General features: G+C 73.5%; 14 protein-coding genes and 1 pseudogene. 7 read left to right on the forward strand and 8 right to left on the reverse strand.

Going from position 1 to position 15,129, the window contains the following annotated elements; translation table 11 throughout:
- Positions 1-645, reverse strand: a complete 645-nt coding sequence (locus tag ABT015_RS22300) for a formylglycine-generating enzyme family protein (protein ID WP_350881662.1) — start codon at positions 643-645, stop codon at positions 1-3.
- A 76-nt stretch (positions 646-721) separates the two neighbouring features.
- Here ABT015_RS22300 and ABT015_RS22305 point away from each other — a divergent pair, with 76 nt between their 5' ends.
- The 3 genes from ABT015_RS22305 (at position 722) to ABT015_RS22315 (ending at position 3,313) form a co-directional block, all read left to right on the forward strand.
- Positions 722-1,366, forward strand: a complete 645-nt coding sequence (locus tag ABT015_RS22305) for a CatB-related O-acetyltransferase (protein ID WP_350881664.1) — start codon at positions 722-724, stop codon at positions 1,364-1,366.
- A 95-nt stretch (positions 1,367-1,461) separates the two neighbouring features.
- Positions 1,462-1,893 carry an SRPBCC family protein gene (locus ABT015_RS22310; protein ID WP_350881666.1) on the forward strand — a complete coding sequence of 144 codons (432 nt, stop codon included), beginning with the start codon at positions 1,462-1,464 and terminating at the stop codon, positions 1,891-1,893.
- A 160-nt stretch (positions 1,894-2,053) separates the two neighbouring features.
- Positions 2,054-3,313 carry an alpha/beta hydrolase gene (locus ABT015_RS22315; protein WP_350881668.1) on the forward strand — a complete coding sequence of 420 codons (1,260 nt, stop codon included), beginning with the start codon at positions 2,054-2,056 and terminating at the stop codon, positions 3,311-3,313.
- A gap of 733 nt (positions 3,314-4,046) precedes the next feature.
- On the opposite strand, the gene ABT015_RS22320 is transcribed toward ABT015_RS22315, so the two are convergent.
- Positions 4,047-4,601, reverse strand: a complete 555-nt coding sequence (locus ABT015_RS22320) for a hypothetical protein (RefSeq protein ID WP_350881670.1) — start codon at positions 4,599-4,601, stop codon at positions 4,047-4,049.
- 156 nt (positions 4,602-4,757) lie between these two features.
- Positions 4,758-5,645, reverse strand: coding sequence for a LysR family transcriptional regulator (locus ABT015_RS22325; protein ID WP_502897379.1), 888 nt, complete (start codon positions 5,643-5,645; stop codon positions 4,758-4,760).
- A 79-nt stretch (positions 5,646-5,724) separates the two neighbouring features.
- Between ABT015_RS22325 and ABT015_RS22330 the strand changes: the two are divergent.
- Together ABT015_RS22330 and ABT015_RS22335 are read left to right on the forward strand one after the other, a co-directional pair.
- Positions 5,725-6,429 (forward strand): annotated as a pseudogene (locus tag ABT015_RS22330) (CTP synthase C-terminal region-related (seleno)protein); the annotation flags it as partial.
- Positions 6,430-6,563: 134 nt separating this feature from the next.
- Positions 6,564-7,205 (forward strand): HD domain-containing protein, encoded by a 642-nt coding sequence (locus ABT015_RS22335; RefSeq protein WP_350881676.1) that lies wholly within the window; start codon positions 6,564-6,566, stop codon positions 7,203-7,205.
- Positions 7,206-7,242: 37 nt separating this feature from the next.
- Here the strand turns inward: ABT015_RS22335 and ABT015_RS22340 are convergent, their stop codons facing one another.
- A complete protein-coding gene (locus ABT015_RS22340) occupies positions 7,243-7,782 on the reverse strand; it encodes a GNAT family N-acetyltransferase (protein ID WP_350881678.1) in 540 nt (179 codons plus the stop codon).
- A 101-nt stretch (positions 7,783-7,883) separates the two neighbouring features.
- On the opposite strand from ABT015_RS22340, the gene ABT015_RS22345 reads away from it, so the two are divergent.
- Positions 7,884-9,170 (forward strand): sensor histidine kinase, encoded by a 1,287-nt coding sequence (locus tag ABT015_RS22345; RefSeq protein WP_350881680.1) that lies wholly within the window; start codon positions 7,884-7,886, stop codon positions 9,168-9,170.
- A gap of 3 nt (positions 9,171-9,173) precedes the next feature.
- On the opposite strand, the gene coaE is transcribed toward ABT015_RS22345, so the two are convergent.
- Both coaE and ABT015_RS22355 read right to left on the reverse strand, forming a co-directional pair.
- Positions 9,174-9,776 carry a dephospho-CoA kinase gene (gene coaE / locus ABT015_RS22350; RefSeq protein ID WP_350881682.1) on the reverse strand — a complete coding sequence of 201 codons (603 nt, stop codon included), beginning with the start codon at positions 9,774-9,776 and terminating at the stop codon, positions 9,174-9,176.
- Between the two features lie 79 nt (positions 9,777-9,855).
- Positions 9,856-10,497, reverse strand: a complete 642-nt coding sequence (locus ABT015_RS22355) for an MBL fold metallo-hydrolase (protein WP_350881684.1) — start codon at positions 10,495-10,497, stop codon at positions 9,856-9,858.
- A 62-nt stretch (positions 10,498-10,559) separates the two neighbouring features.
- On the opposite strand from ABT015_RS22355, the gene ABT015_RS22360 reads away from it, so the two are divergent.
- Positions 10,560-10,985: a MarR family winged helix-turn-helix transcriptional regulator gene (locus ABT015_RS22360; RefSeq protein WP_350881686.1), complete on the forward strand. Its 426-nt coding sequence runs from the start codon at positions 10,560-10,562 to the stop codon at positions 10,983-10,985.
- Here ABT015_RS22360 and ABT015_RS22365 read toward each other — a convergent pair.
- Together ABT015_RS22365 and rpsA are read right to left on the reverse strand one after the other, a co-directional pair.
- Positions 10,965-13,196, reverse strand: a complete 2,232-nt coding sequence (locus tag ABT015_RS22365) for an MMPL family transporter (RefSeq protein WP_350881688.1) — start codon at positions 13,194-13,196, stop codon at positions 10,965-10,967. The two genes, ABT015_RS22360 and ABT015_RS22365, sit on opposite strands and share 21 nt — an antisense overlap.
- Before the next feature lie 247 nt (positions 13,197-13,443).
- Positions 13,444-14,934: a 30S ribosomal protein S1 gene (rpsA, locus tag ABT015_RS22370; RefSeq protein WP_063347134.1), complete on the reverse strand. Its 1,491-nt coding sequence runs from the start codon at positions 14,932-14,934 to the stop codon at positions 13,444-13,446.
- Positions 14,935-15,129: the final 195 nt, after the last annotated feature.

Here is a 15,129-nt window from a genome sequence, read left to right on the forward strand (position 1 = left end):
TCAGGCGGTGATCGACCGGGCGAGCCGGAAGCCGACGTCGTCGATCCGCAGGGTGGGGTGGCTGCGGCGGCGGACGGAGGCGCGGCAGCTCCAGTGCTCGTCGAACCAGCCGCCGCCGCGCAGCACGCGGTAGCCGCCGTACACCTCGGCGTCGTACACGTCCCAGCACCACTCCCACACGTTGCCGAGCAGGTCGTACAGGCCGAAGCCGTTGGGGCGCAGGCCGCCCACCGGGTGCGGGCGCTCGTCCGAGGTGCCGCGGTGCCACGCGATCTCGTCGAGCGGCCCGTAGCGGGGGCCGTCCGTCCCGGCGCGGCAGGCGTGCTCCCACTCGGCCTCGGTGGGCAGCCGGTAGCCGTCGGCGGCGCGGTCCCAGGTGACGGACTCGCCGTCCTGGTGGTAGGCGGGGGTGAGGCCGTGGCGCCGGGACAGTTCGTTGCAGTAGTGGACGGCGTCGTACCAGGACACGCTGTCGGCGGGGTGCCGGTCGCCGGCCCCGGCGCCGTACTGCTCGCGGGTGACCGGACAGGCCGCCAGCTCGTAGGGGGCGAGCTCGACGGTCCAGCTCCGCTGCGTACGGCGGTCCGACAGCGTGACGCGGCCGGGCGGGACGGCGATCAGGTCGGTTCGGGTGCTCGCATCCATGGGCCGCGATCCTAGACGGTGGCATGATCGATGTCCTGCCCGCGCTTCACGCCTGCCGATCCGAAGTGGTGTCGCCATGAGTTCGGTTCCGCCTGATCCTTCGACGCTGCACCCGATGGCCGGACAACCGCGCGTGGTGCTCCTCAAGCCGTTGGTGACGTCCCCGCTGATCGACGTCGGCGACTACTCCTACTACGACGACCCGGACGACGCGACCGCGTTCGAGACCCGCAACGTGCTCTACCACTACGGCCCGGAGCGGCTGGTGATCGGGAAGTTCTGCGCGCTGGGTACGGGGGTCCGGTTCATCATGAACGGGGCGAACCACCGCATGGACGGCCCCTCGACGTTCCCGTTCCCCATCATGGGCGGAAGCTGGGCCGAGCACTTCGACCTGATCACCGGCCTCGCCGGCCGCGGGGACACGGTGGTCGGCAACGACGTCTGGATCGGCTACGGCGCCATGGTGATGCCCGGGGTGCGCATCGGCCACGGCGCGATCATCGCCTCCGGCGCCGTCGTCGTCGACGACGTCCCCGACTACGGGATCGTCGGCGGCAACCCGGCCCGACTCATCCGCACCCGCTACAGCGAGCCGGACATCGCCCGCCTGCTCGCCCTCGCCTGGTGGGACTGGCCGACCGAGCACCTCACCCGGCACCTGCGCACCGTCATGTCCGGCACCGTCGACGACCTCGAAGCGGCCGCGCCGGGCAGGTGACCTCCCGGCGCCGGCCGCCGGTCCCTCTGGCGCCCGGCGCACGCCGACCCCAGGATGGTGCCCGTCCGTACGAAGGTCGGCGAAGGGTGACGACGATGGCAGGCACGAAGGTCAGTACGGTCGTGGAGGCTCCGGCCGAGCAGGTGTGGGAGCTGCTGGGGGACTTCCACGACCTCGGCGGCTGGCATCCGGGGCTGCCGGCCAGCAGCCTCGGCAACGAGCTGACGGGCAACGCGATCGGGTCGGTCCGGGTGTTCGAGATCGACGGCGCGGCGCTGCACGAGACGCTGCTCGCCTACGACGAGGAGGCCCGCAGCTACACCTACAGCTTCCCCGAAGGGGCATTCGAGCTGTACGGCTACCGGGCGACGCTGCGGGTCACCCCGGTCACCGCGCTCGACGCCAGCTTCGTGGAGTGGAGCGCCACGTACGACGTCGACGCCGAGCACCGCAAGGACTCCGCCGACCGCCTCCACGGGGTGTTCGCGACCGGTCTGGCGGCACTGCGCGAGCGGTTCGCCGGCTGACGGCGGCGGGCGGCCCTGCCCTGCGACGGGCCTGCCCTGCGGCGGGCCGCCTTCTCCCCGTCAGACCTCCATTCGAAGTCCCCGTCCGCCTCCCAGGCTCCTTCCAGCGATCTGCCAGCCTCTCATCGACTTCTCATCCGGCACCCCTAGCCTCCGCCAGATGAACGTCTCCCTGCTCGGCGGCTGGTTCCCCTGGGCCGTCCAGGCCGCGGCCCTTGCCCTGTTCCTGGCCGCCCTCGGCTGGCGGGACCGGGCCTGGCGGCTGAAGTGGGGCCCGATCGCCCTCGGGACGGCGCTGTTGCTCACCGCCCTCGCCGCCGTCGGCGTACTCGCCCTCGCCGGGATCACCGACCCGATCCCGTTCGGGGTGTGGCTGTGGGGCGGGGTCGCGATCGCGGCGGTCAGCGCGCTCGGGTTCGGCTGGCGCGGCGCCCGCTGGTGGCGCCGGGCGCTGGCGCCGCCGGCCGCACTGCTCGCCCTGTTCTGCGCCGCCAACAGCGTGAACATCTCCACCGGCTACTACCCGACCCTCGACGACGCGATCGGCGAACTGGGCGGGCAGCCGCTGCCGGAGCAGATCACGCTGGCCGAACTCGGCTCCCTGCACGGGAAGACGAGGACCGGCCGCATCGTCCAGGTGGACATCCCCAGCACGGCCAGCGGCTTCACCCACCGCCAGGAGCTCGTCTACCTGCCGCCCGCATGGTTCCGCAGCCAGAACCGGCCGAAGCTGCCGGCGCTGGAGCTGATCGGCGGCGAGTTCGCCGCGCCCGACAACTGGATCCGCTCCGGCAACGCCGTGAAGACCGCGGACGACTTCGCCGCCAAGCACAACGGCTTCGCGCCGATCCTCGTCTTCGTCGATGCGACCGGCGGCTTCCGGATCGACACCGAGTGCGTCGACGGCCCGCACGGCAACTCCGAGAGCCACCTGCTCAAGGACGTCCCGCCGTTCGTCGAGAAGACCTTCAACGCCGCCACCGACCCGCACAGGTGGGGCGTGGCCGGCTGGTCCATGGGCGGCACCTGCGCCGTCGACCTCACCGTCGAACACCCCGACGTCTTCACCCACTTCGGCGACTTCTCCGGCGACAAGGGCCCCGCCACCGGCGACAAGGACCACACCGTCCAGGAGCTGTACGGCGGCGACACGGCCGCCTGGGCCGCCCACGACCCGCTGACCGTGCTCGCCCACCACCCCAAGTACCAGGGCGTCTCCGGCTACTTCGGGCAGGGCGACGAGGAGCACGGCCAGATCGAGTCCGCCAGGGCCCTCGACACCGCCGCCCGGAAGGACGGCATCCGCACCACCACCGCCGTCGGCTCCGGCAAGCACACCTGGCAGACCGGCGCCGCCACCTTCGCCCAGGCCCTCCCCTGGCTCGCCCAGCAGCTCGGCGTCCCCGGCACCCACGCCTGATCCGCCACCGGTCCGGGGCCGGGAGCGCGCCGGGCCGGGCCGGTCACCCGGAGGGAGGGCGGCGGATCCGGTCGGGGGAAAGCCTTGGCATGAGCCGTCCGCCGCGACCGGCCGCGGGCCCGCACGGGCGGGCGCGCCGGGGCTGCGACCGACCAGCGGACCCCCGCCCGACAGGGGGAATCCGCGACCGCGCGCCGTCCGCCGACCGGTCGGGCGCCGAAGGCCCGCCATACCTTCCGACACGCCCGCGCACACCTTCACCACCAACGCCCCCGTGACGGCCGGGGAAGGCGGCCTACCCGCCGGTATCCCGCTTTGCTCCCGGCGGCCCGGTGGCATAAGTTTCGACCGCCGTCGACGCAGCCGACCCCGACCGCCCCTCGGAACAGGGGGGTGCAGCGGGCCGGCGGCCGGGCGGCGGAACGTACGGGGGAAGGGAACAGCCATGCCGAGTGCCCGCGTCCGCGAGGCGACCGGGCGGCGGGAACGGGCGGACGGCTCCGCGCACACACGGCCCGGGACCACCGCGGGCCCGGCCCCGGCCCACTCGGGCCGCTGACCCGGCGCCGCGGCCCCATCCACGACCACAGAACCACCACAGACGGCCCCGCGCACCGCCGAGGCGGCGCCCGGGGCGGACGGCAGGTCGGCCCGTCCGGCACAGGGGACCGGACGGACCGACCGCCGCACCAGCACGAGGACCAGAGGGTCAGAGCGGCAGAGGGCCGGAGAGTCAGAGGCCGAGGCTGCTGAGCGCGGTGGTCCAGTCGGTCACGATGGCGCTGCGGGCGTCGTCGAGGCCGACCTTGCCCTTGCAGACCGCGTTCTTCAGCTTGGTCTCGACGCCGTCCTTGCCGGTCGCGGTCTGGCTGCCGTAGCGGGGCTCGGGCCAGAGGTTGCGCGGGTCGCGCGGGGCGCCGCCGAGCTCCAGCGGGACGAAGTGGTCCTCCTCGTAGTCGGACAGGTTGGTGTCCGCGTAGCCGTACTGCGCGATCTGCTGCGCCTTCAGCGCGTTGGTGTAGCTGGTCGGCGGACGGACGGTGGAGGTCCAGCCGGAGACGCAGATGGTCTGGCCGATGGTGGCCTGGGTGACGTCCGGGTTGTAGGCGCCCGGCGTGCAGGACGGGTCGGGCAGCGGCAGGTAGGCCTGCGAACAACTCGCCGCGAGCGGACGGATCTTGACGGGCGAGCCCTTGGCGGGGGCGGCCTGCGCGGTGCCGGCCGCGAGCCCGGCGGCGGTGAGGGCGGCCGCCGCGGCGACGACGGTGAGACGCTGACGGAGCATCATGTGGGGAGATCTCCCGGGCCTTGCCCGGCCTCGCGCCGGGCGACTGTGCCCATGACAGCACCACCGATGCGACCACCGTCAGTCCCAGGACGTGAACGCCCGGTGATCGCGCCTCCACAAACACCGCGGGCGCCCGGCGCGGTCCGGGGAGCGGGCTCAGGGTGTGCCCGACAGCAGCCGCGCCAGCAGCGCGGCCGGCCCCTCCGGCAGGCTGCCGTGCACCAGTTCGGTGCGGTGCACCAGCCGCGGGGCGGCGATCGGCGTGGACGCGACGCCGGGCGCCCCGGCGAGGACGGACGCCGGGAGCAGGCTGAGCCCGTGTCCGGTGGCGACCAGGGCGAGCAGCCCGTGCACGTCGGTGCCCCGGTAGCGGGTGGCGGGGCGGAAGCCGTCGACGCCGGCGGCGGCGCGCAGCCGGGCGGCGGTCGGGGTGAGGTCGGGGGCGTCGAGCCAGCGGGCGGCGGAGAGGTCGGCGAGCGCGACGCCGGTGCGGCCCGCGAGGGGGTGGCCGGCCGGGAGGGCGACGGCGACGGGCTGCTCGTCGACGGCGACGGTGCCGAGCGGGCCGACGTCGGGCAGCGGCAGCGGGTCGCTGGGGGCGGCGAGGCCGTCGATCAGGGCGAGGTCGACCTCGCCAGTGGCGACCTGGGCGGGCAGCGCGTCCTGGGCGAGGACCCGGACGACGAGCTCGGCCGCCGGGTGGGCCCGGCGCACCTCGCCGAGTGCGCGCCCCAGGGCCGCTCCGACCGCCAGCGGGGTGGCGCCGAGCACCAGCCGGGCACGCGGGGCACCGGCCAGGCGGGCGACGTCGGCGCGCGCCGCCTCCAGCCGGACCAGCAGGGGCGCCGCGTGCTCCAGCAGCCGCAGGCCGGCCTCGGTCGGGCCGACCGGGCGGCGGTTGAGCAGGCCGGTCCCGAGGTCGGCCTCCAGGGCGGCGATCTGCTGGGAGACCGCGGACTGGGTGTAGCCGAGTTCCCGCGCGGCCTCGGAGAAGGAGCCGAGGCGGGTGACGGTGACGAAGGTGCGTAGCTGCTGCGGATCCACGGCAGTCATCAACTCTTCTGATCGAGGGGTAAGAAATCATCGTTGGCGCTGATCTCGGGTGCGGGGTCAGGATAGTCCCATGACGTACCTCACCCCGCGGATCGCGCTGGTCGGCGACCGCTCCCCCGCCGTCCGCTCGCACGCCCGCATCCCCGGCCTGCTCGACGCCCTCGCCGAGCGCGAGCAGCTCGTCCTGGACGCCTACTGGATCCCCACCGAGGACGCCGGGGCGCCCGGCGCCCTGGACGGCTTCGACGCGATCTGGCTGCTCCCCGGCAGTCCCTACCGCAGCGAGGCGGGCGCGCTGGCCGCCGTCCGGACGGCCCGCGAGCGCGGCATCCCCTTCCTCGGCACCTGCGCCGGGTTCCAGCACGCGGTGCTGGAGTACGCCCGCAACGTCTGCGGCCTCGGCGGGGCAGTCCACGGCGAGGAGCACCCGGAGCGGGACGAGCAGGTGATCGTGCCGCTGGCCTGCTCCCTGGTCGGCCACGAGGGGGCGGTCGCGATCACTCCCGGCACGCTCGCCGAGCGCGTCCTCGGCACCACCCGCACCCTGGAGCGGTACCACTGCGCGTACGGCCTCAACGCCGACTACCTGGACCGGCTGCGCGCGCACGGGCTGCGGTTCAGCGGCGCGGACGGCGCGGGCGAGGTGCGCGTCCTCGAACTGCCGGACCACCCGTTCTTCCTCGCCTCGCTGTTCCAGCCGGAGCTGTCCGGCGACGGCACCCGGGCGCACGCCATGATCCGCGCGCTGGCCGGCGCCGCCGTCGCCCACGCGGCGGGCTCACCGACCTCGACCGACCCGGGCACCGCCCCGACCGCCGCCGTACCGACCGCCACCGACCCGACCGCCACCCACCCGACCGCCACCGACCCGGGCACCACCCCGGAGACCACCACCCTGGAGGCCACCGCATGACCGCCACCGAGATCGCCGGAGTCCGGATCCCCGACAGCCGCCTCGCCGCCGAGGCCACCGAGCTGGTCCGGGACGCCACCACCGAGCTGCTGTACCACCACTCCCGCCGGGTCTACCTGTTCGGCGCCCTCCAGGGCCGCCGCCGGGGGCTCGACTTCGATCCCGAACTCCTGTACCTGGCCGCGATGTTCCACGATCTCGGCCTGGGCCCCGAGCACCACGCCTCCGGTCGGCGCTTCGAGGTGGACAGCGCCGAGGCCGCCGCCGCGTTCCTGCGCGGGCACGGGGTGGACGAACGGCGGGTGCGCCTGGTGTGGGAGGCGATCGCCCTGCACACCACGCCCGGCATCCCGGAGTTCCTGGAGCCGGAGATCGCGCTGACCACCGCCGGGGTGGAGCTGGACGTGCTCGGCATCGGGTACGCGGACATCGCCGCCGCCGACCGGGACGCCGTGGTCGCCGCCCATCCGCGCCCGGACTTCAAGCGCGGCATCCTGCGCGCCTTCCACGACGGCGTCGCGCCCAAGCCGGAGACCGCCTTCGGCAACGTCAAGGCGGACGTCCTCGCCCACTTCGACCCGGACTTCGAGCGGACCGACTTCGCCGCCGTGATCGAGAACTCCGCCTGGCCGGAGTGACCCCGCCCCGCCCCCGCCTCCATCCCCACAGGGCACGTCACATCGGCAGCGAACGCAACCGCACCGGCCCCTCCGGCCACCGGGCGCCCTCCGCCAGCGGCGCCCACATGGTGCGCAGCGGCATCACCGCCAACCGCCCCTCGGGCTGCTCCACCGTCACCTCCTGCGCGACCTCGCGGAATCCGAGCCCCCGATAGAACGTGGCCAGCGGCGGGCGGCAGAACAGCAGCGCGTGGCGGTGGCCGAGGGTGCGGGCGTGGCCGAGGGCGGCCCGGACCACGGCCCGCGCGAGGCCGGCGCCGCGCCGGTCGGGGGCGACGGCGACGCCGCCGACGCCGATCGCCGCCAGGTCGGTGCCGCCGACGGTGAGCGGGAGCGGCACCAGGCCGGTGTGCGCGACGAGCCGGCCGTCGGCGGCCCGGATGCCGAAGTGGATGTCCTTGGGCAGCCAGGTCAGTCCGGTGTAGGCGACGCCGTACGGGTCGTCGCCGGGGCCGAGGATCTCGTCATGGTCGGCGCGGGTGTACTGCGGCAGCCGGACGACGGTCGGCGGCTCGGAAGAGAAACGATCATCCATCCGACCATGATCCCTTCCCGGGAAGGCGAATTCCAGGCTGTTCCCGGCCACTGCGGCCCGCTCGCCACCCCGGGCCGGACGGGGTGTGCGAGCATGCCCCCATGCGCCAGCCCACCCAGCAGCGGCCCCGACTCCGGCGCCCCACCGGCCGGTTGGACCCCACCCGCCACCAGCACCACCCGTCCCCCGACCAGCCCCACGGCGCCCACCAGCCCGACGCCGCCGACCAGTTGGACTCCGCCCTCGCCGCGGTACCGCTGCCGGGCCCGCCGTTCCGTCTGCCCGGCCCGGTCGTCGCGCTCGGGCCGACCGTCCTGGTGCTGCTGGTGCTCGTCCCGCTCGCCGCGGGCGACCCCGACATCGGGCCGACCACCTCGGCACCGGTCAACGCGGGCCTGGTGGCGGCCGGCGCACTCGCCCTCGCCGTCCGCCTGCGGTACCCGGCGGCCGTCGCCGCCGTCACCCTGCTGGGCGGTCAGCTCCCGCTCGCCGTCGCCCTCTACGGGCTGGCCACGCGGCGCGGCGCCACCCGGGTGCCGGTCGTCCTGGCCGTGCTGGCCGGGGTGCGCCTGCTCGTCCCCATGGACCTCGGGGACGTCAGCAGCCTCTCCGCCCTCGCCAACCTGGCCGAGGACCCGCTGGTCTTCGGCGCCGTCCCGCTCGCCCTCGGCCTCACCGCCCACCAGCGCGCCCGCGCCGTCGCCGCGCTCGCCGAACGCAACCGGCTGCTGGAGGCGGCCCGCCGGTACGCCGAGGAGCGCGCCGCCGCCGCCGAACGCGCCCGGCTCGCCCGGGAGATGCACGACGTGGTCTCCAACCGCGTCTCCCTCATCACCCTGCACGCCGGCGCCTGCCAGGTCGCGTCCGCCGACGACCCGACGGCCGTCCGGGAGACTCTCGGCCTGATCCGCGCCCTCGGCCTCCAGGCCCTCACCGAGCTGCGCGGCCTGCTCGGCGTCCTCACCCCGGCCTCCGACCAGGGCCCCTCACTGCACGGACTGCCCGCCCTGGTCGAGGAGTCCCGCCAGGCCGGACTCGCCGTCGACCTCACCCTCACCGGCCCCGCCGAAGGACTGCCCGCGCCCGGACCGGCCGTGCAGTACGCCACCTACCGGATCGTCCAGGAGGCCCTGACCAACGCTCACAAGCACGCCCCGGCCGCCGAGGTCGCCGTCACCGTCGAAGTCCACCCGGACGGGCTGCGCCTGGACATCGTCAACTCCCCCGCCGCGGCGGCCGACCCGGACCGGCCCCGGCTGCCCTCCGGCGGCCACGGCCTGGACGGCATGCGCACCCGCGCCGACGACCTCGGGGGCACCCTGCACGCCGGCCCCACCACCGAGGGCGGCTTCGCCGTCCGGGCCCGTCTGCCGCTGACCGCCGCCTGAACCTCAGGCAGCGGCGGCGCGCTTCACCAGCTCCGCCCACACCTCGTCGACCCGCGCCGCGAGCGCCTCCAGCGGCCCGCCGTTGTCGATCACCACGTCGGCGATCGCCAGCCGGTCCGCCCGCGAGGCCTGCGCGGCCATCCGGGCCAGGGCCTCGTCCTCGGCCATCCCGCGCAGCCGCACCAGCCGCTCCACCCGCACGTCGTCGGCCGCGTCGACCACCACGACCAGGTCGTACAGCGGGGCGAGGCCGTTCTCCGCGAGCAGCGGCACGTCGTGCACCACCACCGCGTCCGGCGCGGCCGCGGCCTCCAGTTCGGCGGATCGGGCGCGCACCAGCGGGTGGACGATCGCGTTCAGCGCCTGGAGCCGCGCCGGGTCGGCGAACACGATCGCGCCGAGGGCCGGGCGGTCGAGCGCCCCGTCCTCGCGCAGCACCTGCGGCCCGAACTCGGCGGCCACGGCCGCCAGACCGTCCGTCCCGGGCGCGACCACCTCGCGGGCGATCACGTCGGAATCCACGATCACCGCGCCGTGGGCGGCGAAGAGCCGGGACACCTCGCTCTTGCCGGCGCCGATGCCACCCGTCAGTCCGATCTTCAGCATGGCGTCAGGCTACCGGCGCCCGGACCGCCGGGACCAGCGGCCGACCATCGCGCAACCGACCTCCCGGCCCCCGGCGCCGTCAGCCGAGCTCCAGGCTCTCGCCCTCCCCGAGCACCGTCAGCTCCGCGCCGGTCCCCGGCCCGTCCGGCCCGAGCAGCCGGGTGGTGACCATGTGCCCGATCGGGCTCAGCATCGCCTCGTGCACCGGCACCGCCACCCGCGGGGCGGCCTCCCGGACGTAGTCGACGACCTCGCTGACCTTGCTCCACGGCGCCGCGAGCGGCAGCAGCAGGGTGTCCACCGAGTGCGGCGGCACGGTGAAGGCGTCGCCGGGGTGGAACAGCCGGCCGTCGAAGAGGAAGCCGATGTTCTTCACCTGCGGGATGTCCCGGTGGATGACCGCGTGCCACTCGCCGTGCACGCTCACCCCGACCCCGCCGACCTCGAAGGCGTCGCCCTCGCCGACCACGGCGACGCGCTGCGCCACGCCGTCCAGTAGGGCGGCGACCGCGCTGTTGGTCCACACCCGAAGGGCCGGGTCGGCCTCCAGGGCGGCGCGCAGCCGGGCCTCCTCGAAGTGGTCCATGTGCTCGTGGGTGATCAGGACGGCGTCGGCCCCGGTCAGCGCGGCGGGGTCGGTGAACGCCCCGGGGTCGACGACGACGGTCGTCCCGTCGTGCTCCAGGCGTACGCAGGCGTGTCCGAACTTGGTGATCCTCATGCGGCAGACCATACAGCAGGACTGTACAGTTTTGCTGTGGAGACTCCCGGTACTCTTCTCCCATGAACAGTCCGGCTCCCGAAACCCTCGAACTCGCCGCCGAGCTGCGCGCCGCCATCGGCGACCTGGTCCGCTCCCTGCGCCCGGGCGACGAGCTGCCGCAGAACCAGGCCGGTGTCCTCGGCGTCCTCGTCCGCGACGAACGCGCCTGCACCGTCGCCGAACTCGCCGGGTTGCAGCGCGTCCGCCACCAGTCGATGGCCCGCACCGTCGCCCTGCTGATGGAGGCCGGGCTCGTCGCCCAGCAGCCCCACCCCACCGACGGCCGGAAACTGCTGGTCACCGCGACCGGAGCGGGCCGCGCCGCCCTGCTGGAGCAGCGCGCCCGCCGGGAGGAGCGGATCGCCGCCGCCATCGAGGCCCGCCTCACCCCCGAGGAGCGGCTGGCCCTGCGGGCGGGCGTCGACCTACTGCGCCGACTGCGCTGAGCCCACCAGGTCCCTGGCCTCCGGTCGCGGGGCCGGGACGGCCGTCGCGCCGACGGCCGCCTCGCCGACGGTCGGCAGTTCGACGTGCTCGCTCAGCCCGAAGCGCCGGTGCAGACGCCGCAGCGGGGCGGGCGCCCACCAGTTGAACTCGCCGAACAGGCTCATCGCGGCGGGCACCAGCAGGCAGCGCACCAGGGTGGCGTCCACCGCGACGGCGACGGCCAGCGCGATGCCCATCTGCTTGACCATGAGCATGTCCCCGAGGGCGAACCCGGCGAACACGATCACCATCAGCAGCGCCGCCGAGGTGATGATCCGGCCACTGCGCTGGACCCCGAGCTCCACCGCCCGGGTGCAGCTGTGCCCCTTGTCCCGCAGTTCCTTGATCCGGGCGAGCAGGAACACCTCGTAGTCCATGGACAACCCGAAGGCGAAGGCGAAGACCAGCACCGGGATGAAGGTCTCCAGCCCGCCGGTGGGGCTGAAGCCGAGCAGCCCGCTGAAGTACCCGTCCTGGAACACCAGGGTGAGCGCGCCGAGCGAGGCGCCCAGCGACAGCAGGTTCATCAGCAGCGCCTTGACCGGCATCACCACCGAGCCGGTCATCAGGAAGAGCAGCACCAGCGTGCCGACCGCGACCAGCCCGAGCGCCCAGGGGCCCCGCGACAGCAGCTCGTCCTCGAAGTCGACGACCGAGGCCGCGCCGCCGGTGACGTAGGTCTTCAGCCCGCCGCGGTCGTCCCGCAGTTCCTGGACGACCTGCTTGGCCTGGTGGCCCTGCGGGTCGCCGTGGACGAGCACGTCGACGGTGGACACCGAGTCGCTCACCGGGGTCACCGCCCGCACCCCGGCGACCCCGGGCAGCTTGGCGACGACGTCGTCCGCGTACGCCTGGGCGACGGGCGCGCCGCCCTCGACGACGACGGTGATCGGCGCGGCCGCCGCCTGCGGGAAGCGCTGGTCGACGGCGTCGGCGACCTGCCGCCCGGCCGAGGAGGCGGGCAGCACGGCGGCGCCGGAGTTGCGCATGTCGGCGTGCAGGAAAGGCGCACCGGCGGCCATCAGCAGGGCGACGCAGGCGAGCGCGACCGGCACCGCCCGCTTGCCGACCCGGCGGACGGTCCGGCTGAAGAAGCCCTCGTCGGGGACGGGCGCGGCGGGCGCCTTGATCCGGGAGCCGGCGAAGCCGAGCAGCGCGGGGATCAGCGTCAGCGCGGCGGCGACCGCGATCACCACCACACTCACCCCGGCGGCGGCGACCGCGCCGAGCACCGGGCTGGTGAAGACGAACAGGCCGGAGAGCGCGACGGCGACGGTGAGGCCGGAGAAGGCGACGGTGCGCCCGGCGGTCGCGGCGGTGCGTTCGACGGCGGCGGCGATGCCCGCGCCGTGCCCGCGTTCCTCCCGGAAGCGGTTCACCATGAGCAGCGCGTAGTCGATCGAGAGTCCGAGCCCGAGCACGGTGGCGATCGGCAGCACGCTGGTGTCGATGTCCATGATCCGGCTGAAACCGAACATGGCCAGCAGCGCGCCGCCCACCGAGGCGACCGCGCCGATCACCGGCAGGCTGGCCGCGGCGAGGCCGCCGAAGACCAGCACCATGACGATCAGGGTGAGCGGCAGCGTCACCATCTCGCCGAAGCGGGTGTCCTGTTCGGTCTGCTTCTTGACCTCGTCCTGGAGCACCAGGTCCCCGCCGACGGTGACGTGGGTACCGGCCTCGCCGTTCAGGGCGGCGAGGCGGTGGGTGACGGCGTCGGCCTGGGCGGAGGTGCTGGTGTCGGCCATCCGTACGGTGACCAGGCTCGCGGTGCCGTCGGCGGAGCGCAGTGCGGCGGGCGCCGGGCCGGTGCCGTAGGCGTCGAGCGCGGAGGAGACGCCGGGGAGGGCGGCGAGGTCGGCGGTGGCCTTGGTGACGGCGGCCCGTACGGCCGGGTCGTCGACCGGCTTCCCGTCCACGACGGCGGTGACGGTGCCGCGGGCCGGGTCGGTCGCGGCGACCACCGCGCCGCCCCGGTCGGCTTCGGCGGTGGCGGAGGAGGCGCCGGCCACCGTTCCTTCGAAGACCCGGCCGCCGATCAGCACGCCCACGACCAGGACGACGGCCCACAGGCCGAGCACCCAGCGGCGGTGGCGGAAGCAGAACCGGCCGAGGGCGGCGAGCCGCCCGGGGACCGCGGGGTCGCCGGCAGCGGTGGGAGCGTTGCGCATGAAGGAGGCCTTTCGGGCAGCTCCCCTCAATGTAGGTGCAACCCGGTGTTCGACCTATAGACGGACAATGAGCCACATCTCACAAAATTCCTTCACATAAACCACAAATAAGTGAAGGCGAAATACGAAAGAACGTGAAGTAAAAAACCTCGGCCGAAGGCGGAAAACGAAATGGGCCCCACCCGGATTTCTCCGGGTGGGGCCCACCGTTCAGCTATGCGCCAGGTACTGGCAGCGGGTCAGAGCTTCAGCTCTGGCCGCCCGCCAGCTTCTCGCGCAGGGCCGCCAGGGCCTCGTCCGAGGCGAGAGCGCCGGAGCCCTCGTCGCTGCTGGACGAGTAGGAGCCACCGGCAGCGGCGGCGACGGCGTCGCCACCCTCGGCAGCGGCCTCGGCGTCGGCCTCACGGCTCTTGATGACCTGGGCCTGGTGCTGCTCGAAGCGGGACTGCGCCTCGGCGTACTGGCGCTCCCACTCCTCACGCTGCTTCTCGAAGCCGGCCAGCCAGTCGTTCGCCTCGGGGTCGAAGCCCTCCGGGTAGATGTAGTTGCCCTGGTCGTCGTACGAGGCGGCCATGCCGTACAGGGTCGGGTCGAACTCGACCTCGGCCGGGTTGGCACCCAGCGCCTCGTTGGCCTGCTTGAGCGACAGGCTGATGCGGCGACGCTCGAGGTCGATGTCGATGACCTTGACGAAGATCTCGTCGCCGACCTGGACGACCTGCTCCGGGATCTCCACGTGGCGCTCGGCCAGCTCGGAGATGTGGACCAGACCCTCGATGCCCTCGTCCACGCGGACGAACGCACCGAACGGAACCAGCTTGGTGACCTTACCCGGAACGACCTGGCCGATCTGGTGGGTACGGGCGAACTGCTGCCACGGGTCCTCCTGGGTCGCCTTCAGCGACAGGGAGACGCGCTCGCGGTCCATGTCAACGTCGAGAACCTCGACGGTGACCTCCTGGCCGACCTCGACAACCTCGGACGGGTGGTCGATGTGCTTCCAGGACAGCTCGGAGACGTGCACCAGGCCGTCGACGCCACCCAGGTCCACGAAGGCACCGAAGTTGACGATCGAGGAGACGACGCCGGAGCGCACCTGGCCCTTCTGCAGGGTGGTGAGGAAGGTCTGGCGGACCTCGCTCTGGGTCTGCTCCAGCCAGGCACGGCGGGACAGGACCACGTTGTTGCGGTTCTTGTCCAGCTCGATGATCTTGGCCTCGAGCTCCTTGCCCACGTAGGGCTGGAGGTCGCGGACGCGGCGCATCTCGACGAGCGAGGCCGGCAGGAAGCCACGGAGGCCGATGTCGAGGATGAGACCACCCTTGACGACCTCGATGACGGTACCGGTGACGATGCCGTCCTCTTCCTTGATCTTCTCGATCGTGCCCCAGGCACGCTCGTACTGAGCGCGCTTCTTGGACAGGATGAGACGACCCTCCTTGTCCTCCTTCTGGAGAACCAGGGCCTCGATGTTGTCACCGACGGCGACGACCTCGTGCGGGTCGACGTCGTGCTTGATCGAGAGCTCGCGGGACGGGATGACGCCCTCGGTCTTGTAACCGATGTCGAGGAGGACCTCGTCACGGTCGACCTTCACGATGACGCCCTCGACGATGTCGCCATCGTTGAAGTACTTGATGGTCTCGTCGATGGCGGCGAGGAACGCCTCGGCGTCGCCGATGTCGTTGACCGCGACCTGCGGGGTGGTGCTGAGGGAGGAGTCGGTGGGGCTCGTCATTAGGAAAAGGGCTCCGGTACGGACATGAAAGTCGTAGGTAATGCCACGCGGAGGGCCCGTATCGCTCCCACCGAAAGCCGGACAGCCAAGAACACGGCGCACCGGCACTCCCGCACAAACGGGAAATCCGGCGTCCGTCTTGCGACCGTGGGGTCTTCGACAGATGCGAGCGCGACCTGCTCCGTCTGAGGCGCG

The sequence above is a fragment of the Kitasatospora sp. NPDC094016 genome (assembly GCF_040304045.1).
Classification (GTDB): domain Bacteria; phylum Actinomycetota; class Actinomycetes; order Streptomycetales; family Streptomycetaceae; genus Kitasatospora.

Bases quoted from the DNA above. Each gene is read 5' to 3' on its own strand.
- ABT015_RS22300 (WP_350881662.1), bottom strand. From the start codon at position 645: ATGGATGCGAGCACCCGAACCGACCTGATCGCCGTCCCGCCCGGCCGC.
- ABT015_RS22305 (WP_350881664.1), top strand. From the start codon at position 722: ATGAGTTCGGTTCCGCCTGATCCTTCGACGCTGCACCCGATGGCCGGA.
- ABT015_RS22310 (WP_350881666.1), top strand. From the start codon at position 1,462: ATGGCAGGCACGAAGGTCAGTACGGTCGTGGAGGCTCCGGCCGAGCAG.
- ABT015_RS22315 (WP_350881668.1), top strand. From the start codon at position 2,054: ATGAACGTCTCCCTGCTCGGCGGCTGGTTCCCCTGGGCCGTCCAGGCC.
- ABT015_RS22320 (WP_350881670.1), bottom strand. From the start codon at position 4,601: ATGATGCTCCGTCAGCGTCTCACCGTCGTCGCCGCGGCGGCCGCCCTC.
- ABT015_RS22335 (WP_350881676.1), top strand. From the start codon at position 6,564: ATGACCGCCACCGAGATCGCCGGAGTCCGGATCCCCGACAGCCGCCTC.
- ABT015_RS22340 (WP_350881678.1), bottom strand. From the start codon at position 7,782: ATGGATGATCGTTTCTCTTCCGAGCCGCCGACCGTCGTCCGGCTGCCG.
- ABT015_RS22345 (WP_350881680.1), top strand. From the start codon at position 7,884: ATGCGCCAGCCCACCCAGCAGCGGCCCCGACTCCGGCGCCCCACCGGC.
- coaE (WP_350881682.1), bottom strand. From the start codon at position 9,776: ATGCTGAAGATCGGACTGACGGGTGGCATCGGCGCCGGCAAGAGCGAG.
- ABT015_RS22355 (WP_350881684.1), bottom strand. From the start codon at position 10,497: ATGAGGATCACCAAGTTCGGACACGCCTGCGTACGCCTGGAGCACGAC.
- ABT015_RS22360 (WP_350881686.1), top strand. From the start codon at position 10,560: ATGAACAGTCCGGCTCCCGAAACCCTCGAACTCGCCGCCGAGCTGCGC.
- ABT015_RS22365 (WP_350881688.1), bottom strand. From the start codon at position 13,196: ATGCGCAACGCTCCCACCGCTGCCGGCGACCCCGCGGTCCCCGGGCGG.
- rpsA (WP_063347134.1), bottom strand. From the start codon at position 14,934: ATGACGAGCCCCACCGACTCCTCCCTCAGCACCACCCCGCAGGTCGCG.